At 70.5% G+C, this 19,534-nt stretch carries 13 protein-coding genes; 4 read left to right on the top strand and 9 right to left on the bottom strand.

From position 1 onward, the window contains the following. Window positions 1-55: 55 nt before the first annotated feature. From JRI60_RS26145 to JRI60_RS26135, 3 genes are read right to left on the bottom strand one after another with little or no spacing between them, the layout of a single operon-like run. A complete protein-coding gene (locus JRI60_RS26145) occupies window positions 56-760 on the bottom strand; it encodes an RluA family pseudouridine synthase (RefSeq protein ID WP_204228603.1) in 705 nt (234 codons plus the stop codon). Further along, window positions 757-2,160: a M16 family metallopeptidase gene (locus JRI60_RS26140; protein WP_204228602.1), complete on the bottom strand. Its 1,404-nt coding sequence runs from the start codon at window positions 2,158-2,160 to the stop codon at window positions 757-759. Before JRI60_RS26140 ends, JRI60_RS26145 begins: the two co-directional genes overlap by 4 nt. Window positions 2,161-2,162: 2 nt before the next feature. Then, window positions 2,163-3,506, bottom strand: coding sequence for a M16 family metallopeptidase (locus tag JRI60_RS26135; protein ID WP_204228601.1), 1,344 nt, complete (start codon window positions 3,504-3,506; stop codon window positions 2,163-2,165). Window positions 3,507-3,602: 96 nt separating this feature from the next. On the opposite strand from JRI60_RS26135, the gene JRI60_RS26130 reads away from it, so the two are divergent. Continuing rightward, window positions 3,603-4,823 carry a cytochrome P450 gene (locus tag JRI60_RS26130; protein ID WP_204228600.1) on the top strand — a complete coding sequence of 407 codons (1,221 nt, stop codon included), beginning with the start codon at window positions 3,603-3,605 and terminating at the stop codon, window positions 4,821-4,823. Window positions 4,824-4,826: 3 nt separating this feature from the next. On the opposite strand, the gene JRI60_RS26125 is transcribed toward JRI60_RS26130, so the two are convergent. Beyond that, entirely contained in the window at window positions 4,827-6,596 is a 1,770-nt protein-coding gene (locus JRI60_RS26125) for an ATP-binding protein (protein WP_239470730.1), read from the bottom strand. Window positions 6,597-6,859: 263 nt separating this feature from the next. On the opposite strand from JRI60_RS26125, the gene JRI60_RS26120 reads away from it, so the two are divergent. Further along, window positions 6,860-10,198, top strand: a complete 3,339-nt coding sequence (locus JRI60_RS26120) for a hypothetical protein (RefSeq protein ID WP_204228599.1) — start codon at window positions 6,860-6,862, stop codon at window positions 10,196-10,198. Window positions 10,199-10,297: 99 nt separating this feature from the next. On the opposite strand, the gene JRI60_RS26115 is transcribed toward JRI60_RS26120, so the two are convergent. Then, window positions 10,298-12,250 carry an alpha,alpha-trehalase gene (locus JRI60_RS26115; RefSeq protein ID WP_239470729.1) on the bottom strand — a complete coding sequence of 651 codons (1,953 nt, stop codon included), beginning with the start codon at window positions 12,248-12,250 and terminating at the stop codon, window positions 10,298-10,300. Window positions 12,251-12,517: 267 nt separating this feature from the next. Between JRI60_RS26115 and JRI60_RS26110 the strand changes: the two genes are divergently transcribed. Both JRI60_RS26110 and JRI60_RS26105 read left to right on the top strand, forming a co-directional pair. Beyond that, complete coding sequence (locus tag JRI60_RS26110) at window positions 12,518-13,762, top strand: hypothetical protein (protein ID WP_430384412.1); 1,245 nt, start codon at window positions 12,518-12,520, stop codon at window positions 13,760-13,762. Window positions 13,763-13,915: 153 nt separating this feature from the next. Next, complete coding sequence (locus tag JRI60_RS26105) at window positions 13,916-14,575, top strand: hypothetical protein (protein ID WP_204228597.1); 660 nt, start codon at window positions 13,916-13,918, stop codon at window positions 14,573-14,575. 204 nt (window positions 14,576-14,779) lie between these two features. On the opposite strand, the gene JRI60_RS26100 is transcribed toward JRI60_RS26105, so the two are convergent. The 4 genes from JRI60_RS26100 to JRI60_RS26085 form a co-directional block, all read right to left on the bottom strand. Continuing rightward, window positions 14,780-16,162 carry a cytochrome P450 gene (locus JRI60_RS26100; protein WP_204228596.1) on the bottom strand — a complete coding sequence of 461 codons (1,383 nt, stop codon included), beginning with the start codon at window positions 16,160-16,162 and terminating at the stop codon, window positions 14,780-14,782. Between the two features lie 114 nt (window positions 16,163-16,276). Further along, the gene (locus tag JRI60_RS26095; protein WP_204228595.1) at window positions 16,277-16,936 is read right to left on the bottom strand and encodes a response regulator; all 660 of its coding nucleotides are present in this window, start codon (window positions 16,934-16,936) and stop codon (window positions 16,277-16,279) included. A gap of 4 nt (window positions 16,937-16,940) precedes the next feature. Continuing rightward, on the bottom strand, window positions 16,941-19,178 hold the full coding sequence (locus JRI60_RS26090) for a serine/threonine protein kinase (protein WP_204228594.1): 2,238 nt from the start codon (window positions 19,176-19,178) through the stop codon (window positions 16,941-16,943). Then, window positions 19,175-19,483, bottom strand: coding sequence for a hypothetical protein (locus tag JRI60_RS26085; protein WP_204228593.1), 309 nt, complete (start codon window positions 19,481-19,483; stop codon window positions 19,175-19,177). Before JRI60_RS26085 ends, JRI60_RS26090 begins: the two co-directional genes overlap by 4 nt. Window positions 19,484-19,534 lie beyond the last annotated feature (51 nt).

Below are 19,534 nucleotides of genomic sequence, written 5' to 3'. Positions count from 1 at the left end.
TGCCGACCAGTGACTACACTGCGCACCGCTCCGCCGAGTGGATACGGTGCTCCAATCACGGAGAGGGGGCCTTGCGCAGCAACTCCACGGTCCTCGCCATGTCCGCGGGTAGCGGGGACTCCAGCGTCCTCGCCTCCACTCCGGGCATCGCCGGCCACTCCAGCCTCGCCGCGTGCAGCGGCGTCCGCGCCAGTACTTCCTCCTCCCCCTCCCCGCCCAGCTCCTTCGCCTTCAGCGGCTCGGCCCGCCCGTACTGGTGATCTACCAGCAGCGGGTGCCCCTCCGACAGCAGGTGCACGCGGATCTGATGCGTCCGCCCCGTCTCCGGCTCGGCCTCCACCAGTGACGCCGCCGCGAACACCTCCACCGGCCTCACCCGCGTGCGCGAGGGCTTCCCCTCCTCACCCGGCCTCGCCACCCGCATGCGGCCCTTGCGCGCGGGCGCCAGCGCCGCGTCCACCATTCGAGGCGCCTCCACCCGGCCCTCCACCAGCGCCAGGTAGCGCTTGCGCACCTTGCCCGCCTCGAAGGCCATCGACAGCGTCCGGTGCTTCTCCGGCTCCAGGGCGAACACCACCACCCCCGAGGTGTCCCGATCCAACCGGTGCACCACGTACACCTTGCGCCCCAGCCGCTCCTCCAGCACCTCGCGCAGCGACGGCCCGCTCCCCTCGGCGCGGCCGGGGATGACCAGCATCCCCGCCGGCTTGTCCACCGCGAGCAGCCCCGCGCCCTCGAAGAGAACGCGGACGTCGCTCACTCGTACTCCGAGGCCGGGACCACCGTCACCGGGCCCAGCCCCTTGAGTTGCTTGCCAATCGCATCCGCGCGCCCCAGCACGACGATCAGCGGCGACTTGGAGAACAGGTACTTCGCCGCCACCTCCACCGTCTGCTTCGGCTTCACCGCCAGCAGCCGCTCCCGGAACTTCTCCACCCAGTCGTCCCCGAGCCCGTGCACCCGGATGTCGCTGATGACCGCGGCCACCGACTCGTTCGTCTCCGTGCGCAGCGGGTACAGCCCCGCCAGGTAGCGCTGGGCCTTCTTCAGCTCGCCCGCGGGAATGCCTCCCTGGCGCACCTTGGCCACCTCGGCCAGCGACACGTCGATGATCTCCCGCGTGGTCTCCGTCTTGGTGAACGTGGAGATGCCGAACACGCCTCCCGCGCTCATCGCGTCGAAGTAGCTGTGGATGCCGTACGTCAGGCCGCGCTCCACGCGCACCTCGTTCACCAGCCGCGAGGTGAAGCCCCCTCCCAGCGCGATGTTCATCGCCGTGGCCGGGAAGTAGTCCGGATGGCCGAGCCGGTAGCCCGGCCCGCCGATGCGTACCTGCGACTGCGTCTGGTCCGGCTTGTCCACCACGATCACCCGGCCCGTGGCCACCGTGTCGCCCGACGCGAGCTCCACCGGCGCCTCCGGCCCGCCCTCCCAGCCGGCGAAGGCCTTCTCCGCCTCCTCCGCCACCCGCTGCGGGCTCACCGCGCCCACCACCGTCAGCAGCGACACCCGAGGACCCATCCGCTCCCGGTGGAAGCGCACCAGATCATCCCGCGTGAAGGTCCGCACGTGCGCGGTGCTGCCTCCCACGTCATGCCCGTACGGGTGTTTGCCCCACAGCGCCCGCGTGAAGGCCCGGTCGGCGATGACGGAGGGATCGTCCAGGTCATTGGAGAAGCCCGCCAGTGTCCGCTCGCGCGACTGCTCCACCTCGCGCTCGGGGAAGGAGGGCTCGCGCACCAGCTGCCCGAGGATGGACAGCATGTCCGGGAAGTACTCGGCCGGCGTGGTGATGAAGAGCGAGAGGATGTCCTCGTTGCTGCCCACGGAGAAGCTCGCGCCGACGAACTCGATCGCCTCGTCGAGCTCGTCCGCGCTCATCCTCGCCGTGCCCCGGCGCAGCAGGCGCGCGGTGAAGTCCGCCAGGCCGTGCTTGTCCGCGGGATCCGTCGCGCTCCCGGCGCGGATGACGAGCCGCATGGCCACCAGCGGCAGCGGCCCGCGCTCGGCGGCCAGCACCTTCAGTCCGCTGGAGGTGGTGCTCTCGTGCAGGGTGGGCAGCGTCAGGGCGCCCGTCGTGGTGGGGGCCGCCTTCTTGACGGGGGCGGCCTTCCTGGCCGGGGCCGCCTTCTTCTTCAGGGTCTTGGCTCGGGTGGCCATCTCTACTCGACGTCCTTTCCGTCTTCGATTTCCTCGGCGGCCTCACCCGGCGCGGGGAGGAGCGTCACCACGGAGCGGCGCTCGGGGACGAAGTACTTCGCCGCCACCGCCTTCACCTGCTCGTTCGTGGCGGCCGCGTACACCGAGGGCAGCGACAGCCCGTCCCGCCACGAGCCCAGCAGCGCCTCGTAATGGCCCATGGCGTGCGCACGCCCGCTGTTCGTCGCCAGCTCCCGCAGGTGGTCCGCCCGCAGGTTGTTCTTCGCCTTCTGCAGCTCGCGCTCCGTGAGGCCCTCGCGCGCCACGCGCGCCAGCTCCTCGTAGACGACCTCCTCCACCTTGCGCGGCTCCGAGTCCGGCTTGAGCTCCAGGAAGACCAGGATGGCGCCGGGATCGATCCTCCAGCCCCAGTCCACTCCCACGGAGATGGCCAGCTGCGTCTCGTAGACGAGCTTCTTCACCAGCCGGCTGCCCTCACCCTTCGTCAGCGCGTACTGGATGATGTCCAGGATGAGCGTCTCCTCGTCACGCGCCGCCGGACCCCGGTAGGCGATCATCACCGACGGGGACTGGGCGGGGTGGCGCAGCTCGGCGCGGCGCTCGCCCTTCTGGGGAGGCTCGGCGTCGAGCACGGACGCGGGCGTGGGGCCCTTGGGGATGTCCCCGTAGTAGCGGCGCACCAGCGCGAGCGTCTTCTTCGGGTCGATGTCCCCGCAGATGTAGAGCACCGCGTTGTTGGGCGCGTAGTAGGTGCGGAAGTACTGCTCGCAGTCCTGGCGGGTGATGTTCTCGATGTCCTTCATCCACCCGATGACCGGCCAGCGGTACGGGTGCGCCTTCCACAGGAGCGTGCCCAGCTCCTCGTCCATCATCCCGGTGATGTCGTTGTCCACCCGGGCGCGGCGCTCCTCCATCACCACCTGGCGCTCGCTGGTGAGCGAGTCGTCGTTGATGCGCAGCGCGCGCATCCGGTCCGACTCCAGGTCCAACACCGTCTCCAGCGCGTCCGAGGCGAAGTCCTCGTAGTACACCGTCATGTCCGTGGACGTGTACGCGTTGGAGCGGCCGCCGTTGGACTCGAGCACCTTGTCGAACTGCTTGGGGCCGTACTTCTTCGCCCCGTTGAACATCATGTGCTCGAAGAGGTGGCTGATGCCGGTGATGCCGGGCCGCTCGTTGCGGCTGCCCACCTGGAAGAAGGTGTAGAGGCTCACCACGGGCGTTTGGTGATTGGCGAGCAGACGCACCTTGAGGCCATTGGAAAGCGTGGCCTCCTGGACATCGAACAGGGATAGGAGGACGGGGTCCGCCATGCGCTCGGCGGGTTTCGCGGGTGCCTTCGGCATGGGGACACCCTATACACGGCTTCCCTCGGAGCAAGCAGGTGTTTCGAGGCGGGAGTGTCTCACGGCCAAAAGCCGCTCCCACGACACGGAGAGCCCATGAATCCGACCAATCCCATGTTGACGCCCGAGGTCCTGGCGAACCCCTACCCCTTCTACGCGGCGCTGAGGGAGTCCACCCACCCGGTCCAGAAGCTCGAGGCCCTGATGGGCTGCTACGTCGTCACCCGCCACGAGGACATCGTTCCCGCCCTGAGGAACCCGGCCCTGTTCTCCTCGAAGACGACGCCCGGCGGGCGGCCTCCGGAGGAGCTCGGCGAGGATCTGCTCCGCTACTTCCAGCCCGGCAACAGCCTGCTCTTCAACGACCCGCCCCTGCACACGCGCCTGCGCACGCTGGTGAGCCGTGCCTTCACGCCCCGCCGGATCGCCGACCTGGAGCCGCGCATCCGGGAGCTCGCCAGCGGGCTGCTGGACACCCTGCTCGCCCGGGAGGAGCCCGACTTCGTGACCGACCTGGCCGAGCCCCTGCCCGTCATCGTCATCGCCGAGATGCTGGGCATCGAGCCCGAGCGCCGCGAGGACTTCAAGCGCTGGTCGGACGCCGTCGTCCAGAGCACGGATTTCTCCACGGACAAGCAGGAGCTGCCGCGGATGATCGCCGACCTCCGGGACCTCAACGCGTACCTGGAGGGCGCCATCGAGCGGCGCCGCCAGCAGCCGCGAGAGGATCTCATCAGCGCCCTGCTGGAAGCGGGTGAGCAGGAAGGGCTCCTCGCCCCCATCGAGGTCATCGCCTTCACCCGGCTGCTGCTCGTGGCCGGCAACGAGACCACCACCAACCTGCTCGGCAATGGGCTAGTGGCGCTGATCCAGCACCCCTCCGAGTGGGAGAAGCTGGCGGCGGACCCCTCGCTCATCCCCAACGCCATCGAGGAGATGCTGCGCTACGAGCCGCCGGCCCATGCCGTCTTCCGGGAGACCACGGCGGACACGGAGCTCGGGGGCCAGGTGGTGCCGAAGGGCTCGCGCGTCATGTTCCTGATCGCGGCGGCCAACCGGGATCCGCGGAAGTTCCCCGAGCCGGACCGGTTCGACATCACCCGCGAGGCCCAGGGACACCTCTCCTTCGGCCACGGCATCCACTTCTGCCTGGGCGCGCCGCTGTCCCGGCTCGAGGCGAAGGTGGCCTTCGAGGAGCTCTTCCGCCGGGTGCGCCGCGTCTCCTTCGCCTCCGGCCAGGAGGGTCACATCGACTGGGGTGGCAGCTTGCTGCTGCGGGGCCCCCGGAGCCTCCGGCTGCGGTTCGAGCGGCGCTGAGGCCTACGAGGCGGCCTGATCCGGCTCCCGGTGCTCCGAGGAGCCAGCCACGGGCAGGAAGACCCGGAAGGTGGTGCCCTGGCCGGTCGCGCTCCGCACGGTGATGCGTCCGCCCAGCGCGGTGATGATGCCGTGGCAGATGGAGAGGCCCAGCCCGGTGCCCACCCCGATGGGCTTGGTGGTGAAGAAGGGATCGAACAGCCGGCCGAGGTTCTCCTGGGGGATGCCGACGCCGGTGTCCCGCACCGACACCACCACCTGTCCCTCCTCGAAGGTGGTGGTGAGGCGGATCTCGTTGGCCTGGAGATCCCCATGGGGGATGGCCTGGGCGGCGTTGACGAGCAGGTTGAGGAAGAGCTGGGCGAGCCGGGATTCGTTGGCGCTCACGTGTGGCACGTCGCCATAGTCCTTCACCAGCCGAGCGCGGTGGCGGATCTCGCTCCAGGCCATGTTCACGCACGAGTCGAGCACGGCGCGCACGTCCACCGGCCCGCCCTGCTGCTCGTCGCTGCCGCGCGAGAAGGTCTTCAGATCCCTCACGATGTCGCGCACGCGGGTGCTGCCCGAGAGCGCCTCCCTCAGCGCGTCCCGGATCTCCTGTCCCCGCTCGCCCGAGAGGGTCTCGCCGGCCTCGGCCAGCGCGGCCAGCTCGTCGTCCACGAAGCGCAGGTTGCTCAACATGTAGGACAGCGGGTTGTTGATCTCATGGGCCACGCCGGCGGACAGCGTGCCCAGCGAGACCATGCGCTCGGTGGCCAGCAGCTTCTCCTGCACCTGCCGGCGCTCGGTGATGTCGCGGGCGATGGAGACCATCGCCGGCTGGCCATCGAAGATCAGGGGGACCGTCACCACCTCGCCCAGCACCCGCCGGCCCTCGTGGTGCCGGAACTGCACCTCGTGGGGGGTGCCGACGCTGGAGAGCTCGGCGAAGGCGAACTCGTTGCCGGGCAGGACGAGCGCGTCGACCGAAAGGCCCCGCAGCTCCACCTCGTTCTCATGGCCCAGCAGGCTGGCGGCGGCGGGGTTGGCGAAGAGCACCTTGCCCTCCCGATGGAGGACGATGGCATCCGGCGAGCGCTCGATGAGGGTGCGGAAGCTCGCCGCCGAGCGTCGCACCTCCTCCTCGGCCTGCTGGCGCCGCTGCTCGCTGCGCAGCCCCTGGAGGATGGCGCAGCACGTGGCCAGGAAGGGCTGGACGAAGGTGATGACCTCGTCGTCATAGCCACCGGGGCGGTTGGCGATGCCCACCATGCCCACCATCTCGGTGGCGGAGTGGAAGGGCAGCCCCAGGAAGCAGCGCAACGGGGGGTGGCCGTCGGGCAGCCCGCCCCGGCGCGGATCCACCGCCGGCATGTTGGCCACCACCGGCTTGCCCGTCGTCATCACGGTGCCGAAGAGCGTCTTGAGGTTGCGGAACTCCATGCCCTTGGGCGCCTGGCGGTCATGGAACGCCCGGAGCTCCGGCGTCCAGCCGATGTTGGTGATGGCGTTGGTCCGCAGGTAGGGCGTGCCGTCCGGGTTGTGCATCACCTCGCCGATGAAGCCGTACTCGCTCCCCGTCAGCCTCAGCAGAACTGATAGGAGTTTGTCGAACAATCGATACGGCTCATGGCCCTGGATGAACTCCGTCTGGGCTTCCGTGAGGGCCTTGAGCAGCAGGTTGCTGGCACGCAGGGCCTGCTCCGCCGTGGTCTCACCACTCATCTGCGCCTCGCGCACGTCGAGTGCCGGGGCCCCCATCCCGGCGAGACTGGGGTGGCTGGGCAGTTCCATCCGTCCGCTCACCTGTTCGTCTTTCGATGAATCCGATTCTCGTAACTTACTTGAGAATCGTTGCCGTCAACTCTCCCGCCCCCGCCACGCGCACCCGACCGTTCTGAAATTCTCATTGTCCGAGAGGGTCTCCGTTGGATCCGCTCCAGGCAATGAAGGGAGAAGTGCGTCGTGGGCCTACAGGCCCGAGGGGCTTGTCAGACGGACGGGCACCGGACGTCCGGGGCACGTGGAGTCAGGGCTTCCACCGGAGGGGAGAACGCTTGCAGGTACCCACTCGCGCCGCGCTGCTGGAGGAGTTGGACTCACAGGGCTACAGGGCACGCCTCGAGCGCGTGGCCAGGATCGGGCATGAGGCCCGGGACAGCCCGTCCCTGCCGGCGTTGATGGGCGAGCTGGTGGCCGGAGATGCGCACGAGGCGACCCTGGCGCTGGTGATGGCCCGCGCCGCCCGGAACGAGGCCGTGCTGCTCCGCGGCCTCACCCACCCCTCCCGCGCGGTGCGGGGACGCGCCGCCTCCCTCGCGGGGAAAGCCATCCGGGACGAGGCCGCCCTCGAGCAGGTGCTCCCCGAGCTGCCCTCGATGATCCGCCGACGGGTGCTCAAGGGCGTGGCGCTCGCCCGGCGGGAGCGGCTCGCGGCCCGGCTGCTCCCGGTCGTCCGCGCGCGCCATGGCGACGGCGAGGCGGCCCTGCTGCTCCCCGCGCTGGACACCGAGGACGTGCGGCACTTGCTGCCGGAGCTCGCCCATGCCGTGCGGGCCTGGCCCACGCTGGTGCACCGCCACCCGGACACGGTGCTCGCCTTCCTCCAGGCCCGGTTCACCGGGGCCGCCGCCTCGGAGCGCCAGGGGCTCTTCCTCACCTGGGACCTGCCCCTGAGGGAGCTGCTCGTCCTCCGGTGCGAGGCGGTGCTCGCCCTCGTGCGCGAGCACACCACCACCGCCCTGCCCGAGCTCGTGGTGAAGGCCCTGCCCCGGCTCGTGCGCGAGTACCCGGAGCAGCTCTTCGAGCTCCTCGGCCGGCCCGCGCTCCGCAAGGGCCTGAACGACAGGGTCCTGACACAGGGCATGCTCCGCGAGGTGGCGAGGTGCTTCTCCTTCGATCAGCGCCTCGAGCTCGCACGCATGCTGGTGGATCGCCAGGATCTCCTCACCCGGCTGTTGCAGCGAGTCTCCCCCTGCGAGCGGGCCGCCCTCTTCACCCATGCCTTCGACGGCGTCCCTCCGCCTCGATTGCAGACGAAGCTCCTCTGCGCCCTGCCCCTGGCCCTGCGGGACGCCGAGGTGGCGCGTCAGCTCGAACGGCCCGAGGTGCGGGAGGATCGCCATCAGCGGCTCTGCCTGCTGGCCTTGCGCACCATCGAGCACTCGCGCGAGCAACTCCAGGAGGCCGCCTTCGCCAGCGACGCCCATGACCGGGCGATGGCGCTCTCGCTCCTCGTGGCCAGCACCGGCCTGTCGGGCCGGGGAGTGACCGAGACGCTCACCTATCTCTCCCGGCTGAAGAACGAGCAGGATCCGGTCCGCCGCGAGGTCCTGCGCGCGCTCGAAGCCATCTCCGGCCTCTACACCTCCGAGCACATTCCATTCCTGGAGACGTTGGTGACGGACGCGCTCGAAGCGCGCGACACCTCGGAGGCCACCCGGACCGCGCTGCGAGTCCTGACCTTCGAGCTCCTCCGTGCCCACCTCATGGATCACCGGGGCGCCCTCTTCCAATTCGCCCTGAGGACGATGGAGCGGCTGCTCGGGCTGGACGACTCCCTGGATACCCTCCGGCTCGACGGTCTGCCCCGAGGTGCCGAGCACCACCTGGTCGCCGCCCTGCTGCCGCGGATCCGCGCCGCCGGCCCGCACGAGCGGGCCAGACTCATCTTCGCCCTGTGCGAGACGCTCGGCCGGCGCGCATGGAACGTGGACATGCTCCAGGCCCTGCTCGAACCGCTCACCGAGTCGGAGGTCGAGTGGCACGCACACCGGGCCATCCAGTACTGGCTGGAATCGCCCCGGACGAGGGATCAGCGCGTGCGCAAGCTGCTGGCACGGGACGCCTCGGCCATCATCTTCCCGCGGGTGCTCGCGCACCTTCACCGGCACCGGCCGGAGTCGTTGGAGCCCTACCTCGAGGGCCGCCCGCTGGAGGGCCGCTTCGCCGTGGACGGCCGGGGTTGGGTGCCCGTGTTGCGTGAAGGTTTCCACCGCTGGCTGCCCCGGCACCAGGAGCGCTACCGGGAGCTGCTCCTGCGGATCGCGAACGATGAGGTGCTCTGTGACTGGGAGCGGACGGACGTGCTGTACACCCTGGCCCGGCTGCCGGTGGTGACGGAGAAGCACCTCCAGCCCTTCCTCGGGTGGAATGACGTGCCCACGGTGGAGGCCGTGCTCGGCGCATTCGGCCGGCTGGACCGGCCCGGGTCCGCGCTCCCGCTGCTGCTGGAGCACCTGGACGGGGACCGCGCGCGGGTGGCCATGTACGTGCTGCCCGGAATCCTGGAGCAACTGTCCCCCTCCCACCGCACCGGGACGCTGGCCTCGCTGCTCTCGCGCGACAGACTGAAGGTGACGGTGCACAAGGAGCTGGTGCGGCAGCTCGCCACCGCCCGGGATCCGCGCGCCCTGGCCCTGCTGCGCCAGCAATGGGACAAGCCCCACGTCCACCGGGACGTGTGCATCGCCATGGGCCACGCCGCGCGCCGGCTGTTGGAGACGGAGGAGTCCGCCTGGGACATGATGGAGATCCTGGTCCGCGACCCGGATCCGTACGTGGCCCGGAGTCTCCTCAAGCAGCCTCCCGAGGCGCTCCCCGCCCGGCTCCGTCCCCGCTACGCCGGGCTCCTCTTCCAACTGGTGGACCACCCGGACTCCGAGGTGCGCCAGCGGACCTTCCATGCGCTGATTCACTGGGCGGCGGGACTCGAGGAGCGGGTGGCTCGGCTCGCGGCGGCGCGCATCGTGGATCTCTCCAGCGGGGACGAGTGGAATGCCGCCACCCTGGCGCTGGTGCTGGTGACGCTGGATGGGCGCGCCTTCGAGCAGGTGGTGGACTGCGTGGCGGCGCTCGTCTCCGCCTCCATGCAGGAGGAGCCTGACGCCGGGCCCCAGGGGGATCTGCCCGCGTTCAACCGGCTGAAGCAGCTCATCGAGGCGCTGCTGGTCCAGCCGCGTCCGGTGGTGCTGGGCCTGCGTCCGCGCCTGGCCGAGGTGGCGCGCGTACTCACCCGGGACGCCGCGCTGTGGCCCCTGTCCGCCCGGATCCGGGTGCACTGTCTGACCTGGAAGGAGGCGGGCCCGGTCGCGGACGTGCTGCTCGGGCTGGCGGCGGAGACCCGCGAGGAGCCCTTCTTCGCCCAGGCGCTCGCGTCCATGGTGGCGTCGGTGATGAAGTTCGCGAACGAGGAGTGCGCACCGGAGCTGCTGCTGGACGTGGCGGCCCGCGTGCGAACCGGAGCGCCACTCGTGGCACTGGAGCTCGTGCGCGAGGCGGGCACGCGCCGGTACTGGCGCGGAGCCGAGGCCCGGAACCTCCTGCGCGAGCTGCGCCAGCATCCGCGCCCCGCCGTCCGCGCGGCCGCCCGGGCCGTCACGGTCACGACGGGTTGATACGAGAAGGGACACCCGGGAGGGGGCGGTCCGGGCGCGCTCGTCGGCAACTGGTCCGACAATCAGACCAGTTCGTACGAAACGCGCCCGGGAGGTCCCTCACGCGGCGATGCGAGCGCCGCGCTTCTTCCGGGAACGGCCGCTGCCGCCCTGGTCGCGCGGAGGCCCGAGCACGCTGTCGGCGGGGAGGCCGGCATCGAGCGCCTCGCGCAGCTCGGGGGACAAGCCGTTCAGCAGCAGCAACACCGAGGCATTCGTCCAGGCGAAGCCCAGCGTCCGCTCGGACCGGGGCGCCAGCAGCGGCCCGCGATCCGCGCCCTGGTTGCCGTACTCCACGGCCACCTCGGCGGACCTGCTCACCACGTCATACTTCTCCTTCACCAGGCCGTTGTGGCTCCCCGCGATGTCCAGGATCATGGACACCCAGCGGTAGGCCACCGCATCGGCCTCGGCGTGGAAGCCGTAGCGGCGCAGTCCCTCCACCACGATGACCTGGTGCGGCGCCCAGCCAAAGGGCCAGTCCCACTGCAGGGCCTCTCCACCGGCGGCCTCGCGCGAGGCGCGGGTGCTGGAGGTCAGGCCTCCGTCATGGAGGAAGCGCGGGAGCGCGGCGGCCACGGCGGCGGCCTCCTCCCGGGAAGCCCAGCCCGTCCACAGCGGATAGAAGGTGGCCAGGGACTCGTAGCGCGAGCGGCGTCCGGCCACGAAGTCGTGATCGAAGAACATCCCCCGCCCGGCATCCCAGAAGCGCGTGCGCATGGTGCGCGCCCGGGCCTTCGCCGCCTTCGCGTACCGGGCCGCCCGCAGCGAGTCCTCCCCTTCCACCAGGCGGAGGATCTCCGCGAGATCCATCTCGTACTGGAACAGCAGCGAGTTGAGGCACACCGGCTCGTGGTGGTGCGTGGCCGTGCCGAAGCGGTGGCACATGTCCCAGCCGCTCTCGCGGATGGCGCGGTCGTGGCGGTGGAACTCGGCGTCGTCCGGCCGCGAGCCAGCGTAGAACGCGGACAGATCCTCGGCGTCGGGCCCCTCGGCGTCGTCCTTGTAGCGGGACAGCCCGCTCGGCGTGGCGCGCGGGCCCGTGCGGAAGACGTTCTCGAGCTCCTGCTCGGCCACCTTCGCCACCCGCTTCAGCAGGCGCCGGTCCGGGCGCACCGCGTGGAGCTCCAGCGCCAGCCGGGGCATGAGCGGCGGCTGGGTCCGCGACAGGTGGTAGCTGAGGTTCGAGTTGGGGATCTTCCCATAGTGCTCGATCTCGTAGAGCTGGTTCTCGAGCAGATCCCTCGCGAGCTCGTAGCGGCCGGAGGCCAGGGCGCCCCGAGCGTTGAAGTAGCTGTCCCAGCCGAACATCTGCACGAAGCGGCCACCCGGGACGATGTAGGGGCGCGGGAGGTAGAGCATCCCCGGCGCGCGCATGAGCGCCCGCCAGTCCTCGGCCCCGCGAGGCTTCTGGAGCGGCACCATCTCCAGGCCGCCGGAGCGCCGGGCCTCGGCACGCAGCTTCTTGAGGGCCTTGCGATCGCGCGCGGGGACGTACACGCGCAGCCGGCCCTCCGGGTCCTTCACCGGCATCACCGCGAGCGCCTTCTTCAGATCCTCGGCCCGGTCCGAGCGGCGGACGAGTCCGTCCCAGCCCTGGTCGATCAGCCGCCGCATCGTCTCGGTGCGTGGGGTGAGCATCCGCTCCACGGGCAGTCCCGGCTCATCGCCCCGCCCCTCGAGCACCTCCTCGGAGAGGACGTCCGCGGCGTGCGCGAGCCGCTCCGCCCCGGCCAGCTCGAGGCGGGCCCCCGGGCCGAGCACCAGCTCCACCGCGAAGCGCTGCCCACTCTCGCGGGCGCGCTCGGCGTCACGAGCGGTGAGGCGACCATCGCCATCGAGATCCAGGGTCATCAGCACCTCGTAGGCGAGGCGCGCGGTGGCCGTGGTGGCGGACAGGGAACCCGGAGTCGCGGGCCGTGCGGCGGGAACCGACGGCGCGGCGAGGGGAAGCGGATTCTTCGGGGAGGAAGCGGAGCGGAGAAGACGGGGAGACGGCGTCCGGATGGGCACGTTCGACCTTCTGCGTGGAAGCGCGCGATCAAGGTACACGAGTCCGCCGCGCGGCCCATCCACATTCACGCGGCTCGCCCGCTCAGCTGCTGGCACACGGTCCGCGTCGCGCTCCACGAAAATGATTTGGCTTCAAAACATTTGGTTTGTCTTCAAAGCATCCTGCGATCATCCGCCGGGAAACCGTTTGGAACGCCGCGCGAGGTGACTACGGTGCGCGCCGCTCCACCCCGTTCCCCCTACCGCAGGAGAAGACACCTCGTGGAGATTCAAGAGCCGTCGTTCCGCCCCCTCGCCACCGCCGCGCTGCTGCTGGCCGTCCTGGGGCTGGCGTCCCGCGCCCACGCCGCGGAGGAGCCCACGCCGCTGCAGGACAACCGCCGCATCACCCTGGGCTACATCGAGATCGCCTACGAGCTGGGCGCCCTGCTCGATCCGAGCCTCCAGCCCGGAGGCAGCAGCACCGTGCGCCCCAACTGGTTCACCTTCGCGCCCCATGCCTCCCAGACCGGTGGCCAGGGCATGCTCGGCACGGCCCTCGCGCGGCAGGCGATCGCCGCGGCTCGGGGACAGCCGGTGCTCACCGTGGGCAACGCCCTCGACCGGCTGGGCCTCACCGGCGAGCTGCGGCTCACCGTCGAGAGCCTCTCCCTGCAGCTCGTCCTGCACGGCATTCCCCTCGACGCGGCCACGTCGATCGCCTCGCTCACCACGGCCATGAACTGGGAGGCGCTGGCCGACCCGCGCACCCTCACCGCCACCACCCTGCGCTTCGCCTCGCTCTACTGGAGCGCGCCGGGCTTCCTTCCGCTCGACAAGGCGGAGTCCCTCGTCATCACCCTGGAGCGCACCCTGCACGAGGGCAACGTCGCCATCTTCACGGACATCGGTGGCTCGGGGCGCCTGTTCCTCGACTGGCGCCGGACCGCCACCGGCGAGGTGACGCCCGAGCGCGTGCTGACGGAGTTCTCCCTCCCGGAGGCCGTGCCGCAGGAGGCTCGGGCCGCCTATGAGTACGCGCTCGCCCACGCCAACGACACACCCCGGCCCTACCAGTTCGAGAGCATCTTCCCGGGCATGCACTGGAAGAGCCTGCTGGTGGCCGCCTTCGCGCTCTACGAGAAGGCCCGCCTGGCGCCCACGCCGACCGCGCGCGACGCGCTCATCGCCATGGGCAACAACTACGTGGCCTGGCGCGAGCAGCACGACATGGCGCAGCCCGTCTTCGCGCCGGCCGTGCAGCGCCCGGACGAGGTGTCCCGCTCCGCGCTGCTGGAGGCCATCACCCCGCTGCTCAAGACGTACTTCGGCACCGTGGAGTGGACGTACGCCGACTATGCCTACAGCCGGCCGGATCCGGACGGCAACCCCTTCACCTCCCCTCCCACCGAGTACAACTGGGCCACCTTCTGGGATCGCTGGACGGGCATCCTCTACGCCTTCGATCAGGCCTATGGAAACCCCGCGGGGCTGTGGGTGATGCCGGAGCCGATCGTCGACCCCACCACCTGAGGAGCCCGGCCGGCTGTCAAGCACGGCCTGAGTTCCCTGGTGGAGGAGACCGGAGTCGGGGGGTGGACAGTGGAAGGGGTTACGCGAGGAGTGCAATCGACCCGGACCGATGGCAAACTGGAGAGGCCTCCCATCTCTGCTACCGTTCGCTCCATGCCGGTGTTCATTCCCCCTCGCCTCCGGTTGCTGCTCTCGGGCCTCGCCGGTGCCGTGCTCCTGCGCGGCGCCATCGAGTCCCTCCGGATGAGCCCCGCCACGTTCACCCTCGTCGCCCTGATGGCGCTGGCCCTCGTCTGGGTGCGCCGGGAGCGCGGATTCGCGTGGGTGCCGTCGTCCAGCAGGCCTCGCGAGTGGAGGGACGCGGTTCCCGAGCTCGCGCTGGCCCGGGTCGCGTCGAGGGAGAAGGAGAACCACCCCTCCGGGTCGTATCCCGTTGCAAGAAAGGTCGTGGGCTTCCCGGTGCGGCGTTCCCTGGGCTCGCGGGTGAAGCTGTGGGTCGGGAGCGTGGGCCTCACGCTGCTCGGGGTGTGGTGGATGCTGCTCGTCACCATCCTCTTCTTCCCGGATCCCGGAGCGCGCGACACGCTGTACCTCAACGCCAGCCTGACGCTCATCGCCATCTCCCTGCTGCTGACGGTGCTCTTCCTGGTGATTCTCCGCTCGGGCCTGCGAGGGCCGGCGGATCCGCTCGCGCCGGAGAACAACCAGGGCGAGGAGCTGAGGGATCTCCCACTGGATGACGGTCAGGGAATGCCCCCCCTGCCCCCGAGTGGCCGCGGCCGCAAGTCGCACCTGCGGCTGGTGCGGCCGTAGTTCCCCTTCCCCTCGAGTGGAGTGTCCACGAAGTCCTTGGACAGGGTCCGAGGGTCCGTGGATGTCCCCTCTCCCTCTGGGAGAGGGCTAGGGTGAGGGTCTTCCCCCGGAACACGAAGGCGACGACCCTCACCCCCGCCCTCTCCCAAAGGGAGAGGGAGCATGCGCAACACGACTCTGTCCACGAACTTCGTGGACACCCCACTAACGCGCCTCGATGCGCATCCACAGGCCGTTGCGCACGCCGAGCGTGCCGGCCGTGTCGATGTGCGGCGTGTGACCGGGCTCCAGACGCACCTTGAACCGGCGCGCCAGCATGGCGGTGATCAGGTGCGTCTCGAACAGGGAGAAGTTGTTGCCCAGGCAGATGCGCTGGCCGGCCGCGAACGGGTGGTAGGCGTGCGAGTCACGTGCCGCCTCGCGCTCGGGCGACCAGCGATCGGGCTCGAACCGCTCCGGGTCCTCCCAGAAGTCCGGGTGGCGGTGGGTGGCGTACGAGAAGAGCAGCATCCGTGAACCGGCGGGGATCGTCACCCCGTCGAGCGAGTCCTCGGCGATGGCATCGCGCGCGTAGAACGGCGCGGCCGGATAGAGCCGGAGCACCTCCTTCACGACCCGGAGGGTGTACGGGAGCTTCTTCAGGTCGTCGATCGTCGGCGGCGCGTCCCCCAGCACCGAGTCCAGCTCGGCGTGCAGGCGCGCCTCCACCTCGGGGTTCTGGGAGAGCGCGTACCAGAGGAACGACAGCGTGCGGGCCGTGGTCTCGTGCCCGGCGAAGAACAGGGTGATGCCGTTGTCGAGCAGGAGCTGGTCCGCCATGGTGGCGCCCGTCTCCTCGTCGCGCGTGGTCATCAACTTCGTGAGGAGATCCTCGGGCCACTGGGCCTCGGGGATGGCGCGGCGCTGCGCGAGGAGCTGGCGGATATAGGCGTTCACGAGCCGCTGGGCCCGCCTGAAGCGCAGGTTGCCGGGAGTGGGCAGCCACAGCGGCATCTGGAACGGCTGGTTGCTCCGAGCCGACACGAAGCCGATCATCGTCTCCACCGCGCCCTTGAAGCGCAGCAGGGTCTCGTCCGAGTCCGTGCTGAAGACGGAGTGCAGGATGACGCGGGCGGTGATGAGCATCATCTCGGTGAGCATCTCGACGGGCTGGCCGGAGCCCTGGCGCGAGCGCCAGCGCTCGATGAAGTGCTGGGTGTCGGCGATGAAGATGGGGAGGAACTTCTCCACGTTGCGAGGGGTGAAGAACGGAGCCATGAGCTTGCGCTGCTGGCGCCAGTCCTCGCCGGTGGCGGAGAGCACTCCATCGCCGAGCAACAGCTGGCGGACGTTCTCGTAGCTCTGGAGCTTGTCGTAGTTCTGGCGGTGGGTGACGGAGATGTGGCGCACGTGCGAGGGGTGGACCACCAGGAAGAACGGGCGCTGGCCGATCCGCAGGCGCGTCAGGTCACCGTGGTTGTGCCAGACGTCCATCATCATCCCGAGACGGCCGCGGCTCCGAGCTGTCTTGATCAGCTCGAGGCGAGAGGGAGCGTACTCGCCGGTGGTGGGAGGAGCGGTGGGAGGAAGCGCGGGGGCGGCTGTCATGATGGCGCCAGTGAAGCACGCCTCACGGCACGGGAAACAACGCCCCCCGGTCCATGCGCGCCTACTCGGGTTTCACCACCAGCAACACCCTGGCCTGCTCGAAAGGTCGGGGGCTCAAAGCTCCACGAACCCCGCGCGCAGGGCCATCACCACCGCGTCCACGTGCGAGTTGACGCCCATCTTCCGGTAGATGTGCGTCAGGTGCGTGCGCACCGTGCGCCGCTCCAGCGTCATCACCCGCCCCACCTCGGCGTTGGACAGGCCCTTGGCCACGTAGCGCAGCACGTCGAACTCGGTGGGCGTCAGGCCCCACGGGTTCTGCTTCGCCGGCTCGGGCGGCTTCGCCTGGATGGACTGGAAGTAGTTCCAGAAGCGCCGCGCGATGAGGGGCTCGAGCACCGTGCCGCCCTCCATCACCTCGCGGATGCCCGAGCGGATCTTCTCCGGCCCCACCCTCTTCACCAGGTAGCCCGAGGCCCCCGCTTGGATCGCCTCGTACACCTTCTGCTCGTCCTCGAAGGACGTGAGGATGAGCACCTCCACCTCGGGGGCCCGGCGCTTCACCCGCCGCGTCACCTCGATGCCGTTGAGGCCCGGCAGCTCCAGGTCCAACAGCACCAGCTGCGGCCGGGCCTGGACCACGTCCTCCACGGCCTGCTCGCCGTCCTGCGAGCTGCCCACCACCTCGAGCTCGGGGAACGTCCCGAGCACCTTGAGGAGGTTGCGCAGCAGGGTCGGCTGATCCTCGACGACGAAGATGCGGGTCCGTTCCATGGAGTCAGGGGCTGGGGGTGTGCTGGAAGAGCTGCTCCAACTTCTTGTGCTCGCCGCGGTCCAGGCGCACCTGGAACTTCTCGCGCTGCCGCGGTGTGCCGGTCGTCTCCACGATGATCTCCCGGGTGCCCGACCTCACCGGATAGCGCGCCAGGGGCAGGTTGCGCTTCACGCGGACGCCATCGATGTAGGCGCGTGCCGGGAGGTTGGCGGAGATCGTCAGGTACGCGATGCCACTCTTCTGGGAGTCCTCGGACGCACCGGACTCGGAGACCACCACGGGATCCGGCGACGAGGCATTCCGGGGCCTCGCGGGCGCGGGAGGCGGCGAGGGCTCCTGCTGAAGGTACTGCTCCACGGCACCGCTGACGGCGGAGACCTTGGGGTCCGTGTCGAGCTGTGGCCGCTGCGTGAACCGCCACACGCCGATGGCGAAACACACCGTCGCCACCAGCGCGATGACTCCCGCCAAGGCCAGCATCTGGCGCCGGCGCCGCGCGTCCGCCAGGAGGTTGCGCTCCTCGGTGAACAGGCGCTGCGAGGCCACCGCCGCCTTCACCTCCGGCGACGTGGGCGGGGGCATGGGGATGTACGAGCGATCCGGCTCGGCCGGCGCCTTCTCGGTCTGGCCCCGGACCATGGACGGAGGGATGCGAGCCCGCGTCACCGTGCCCTCGGACACGCGCGATCGGCTCACCGTGTGCTCGGGCTCCATCTTCGCGGTGTCGATCCGATCCTCCGCGTCGCCCTCCTCGGGCTTGGGCTCGGGGCGGGTGAGATCCTCCACCACGCGCAGGCGGGGGTTCTTGCCGATCCGTGTCCCCTCCTTCGCGGCCCCCTGGGGCAGCACGGGCCCCCGGCGCGGCTTGGGCGGTGCCGCTCCCGGCGGAGCCACCCACGTCTGCTCGTCGTCTCCTGGCGGACCCTGACGCCCCGCCTCGCTCCCCTCCTTCGGTCCCACTCGGGTGGCCTCGGGGGTCTCCTTGTCCTTGGCCGAGACAGGGGTCGCCTCGAGCTCCGTCACCGGGACACGGGGGGCCTCCTTGTCCTTGGCCGAGACACGGGTCGCCTCGGGCTTCGGCGGGAAGTGGGTGACCTCGGCGGAGCCCTCCTTCGACAGCCCGAAGATGTGGGTGGAGTCGAGGACGCTGCGATCCATCACGGGCCCCGGCGCCACGGTGGGCTCGGGCCGGTAGTCCTCGAAGGCGGGCGGGGCCTCCATGGTGTCGGCGTCGCTGAGGGCCGGGCTGAAGGAGGGCCGCACCATCACGGACTTCTCCAGCGCGTCCGCGTTCACCTGCGCCAGCGACACACCGGAGATGGGCGTCAGCGTGAAGCGCTCGGAGAACGGCACCGGGCCGAGCGCCCCGACGGACACCTCGTTGGGGAGGAGCTCGGAGACGAAGCGGCGCAGCTCCTCGGGGCCGGGCACGCCCCCGTTGGTGGCGAGGTGGTTGCGCAGCGCGTTGGCGAACTCGCCGCACGAGCGGAACCGCCGCGAGGACATGCCCTCCAGCGCGCGCAGGATGATCGGATCCAACCGGGCGTGGATGCGGCGATCCAGGCGGCTGGGCGGGGGCAGACCGGCGCGGCGGGTGCTGACGCCCCCATCCGGGACGACGGCCTCGCGCAGGGTGAGCAGCTCGTAGGCGATGGCGCCGATGGAATAGATGTCGGCCAGCACGTCGGGGTGGTCGCCCCGGCCCACCTCGGGGGCGCGGTAGGCGCCGCGGCCCCGGTGGGCGAAGACGCGCTTGAGCTGGGGCACCTCCAGGAGCGCCCGGAGCGCCCCGAAGTCGGCCACCCGGGGCTGGCCGGCGCGCGACAGCAGGACGTTGCCCGGGGTGATGGCGCCGTGGATGACTCCAACGGAGTGGGCGCGCTCCACGGCATCGAGGAGCTGGATGACGAGGTGCAGCGCGATGGCCGGAGGGAGGAGGACCTCCTTGGTGTTGAGCCGCTGCAGCGCGGTGCCGAGGGTGTAGCCATCCACCGCCTCGCGCACCACGGCGAGCCGATCCTTCACGAAGCCCAGGTCGACGACGTGGACGATGCCCTCGGAGCCCAGGGGGTTGAGGACGCTGTACGTCTGGGCCAGCACGGTGGCGTAGCGCGGATCGGACGTCTTGGGGTGGAAGAGCTTGATGACGAACTTGAAGCCACCCGGCTCCTGGACGGCTTCGTACAGCTCGGCGAGCTCTCCGGCCTCGATGCGGCCGGTCAACCGGTAGGAGCTGCTCATCCCTTCCTCTTCCGGGGGGGCCGGACGGCGTCGAATTGGAACCCGCACCAGACGCACGCCTCGCCCCGGCGGCCCGGGGGCAGCTCCAGTGTACACCCGGGGCACCGGGGGCGGGCCCGGCCGGCGACCCGGGGAGCGGCCGCCTTGCGCCGCACCTGTCCCGAGGCACGCGCACGTCCGGACGCGGCGGCGCCACGCACCAGGGCCTCGAGCCGGCGGACACGGTCCTCCAAGGCCTCGATCCGGGCGGACAGCCGCGCGTGGAGCTCGGCGTCGGACGGGGGGCGTCTGGCGGACGATCGCATGCGGACCCGCGAGCGTGCCACGTTGGCTCGTCCCCCCGCAAGAAGGACGAC

This window comes from Archangium violaceum, assembly GCF_016887565.1.
Lineage (GTDB): Bacteria > Myxococcota > Myxococcia > Myxococcales > Myxococcaceae > Archangium > Archangium violaceum_B.
Note: the sequence above shows the minus strand (reverse complement) of the source record. Positions and strands in the feature narration are given on the sequence as shown.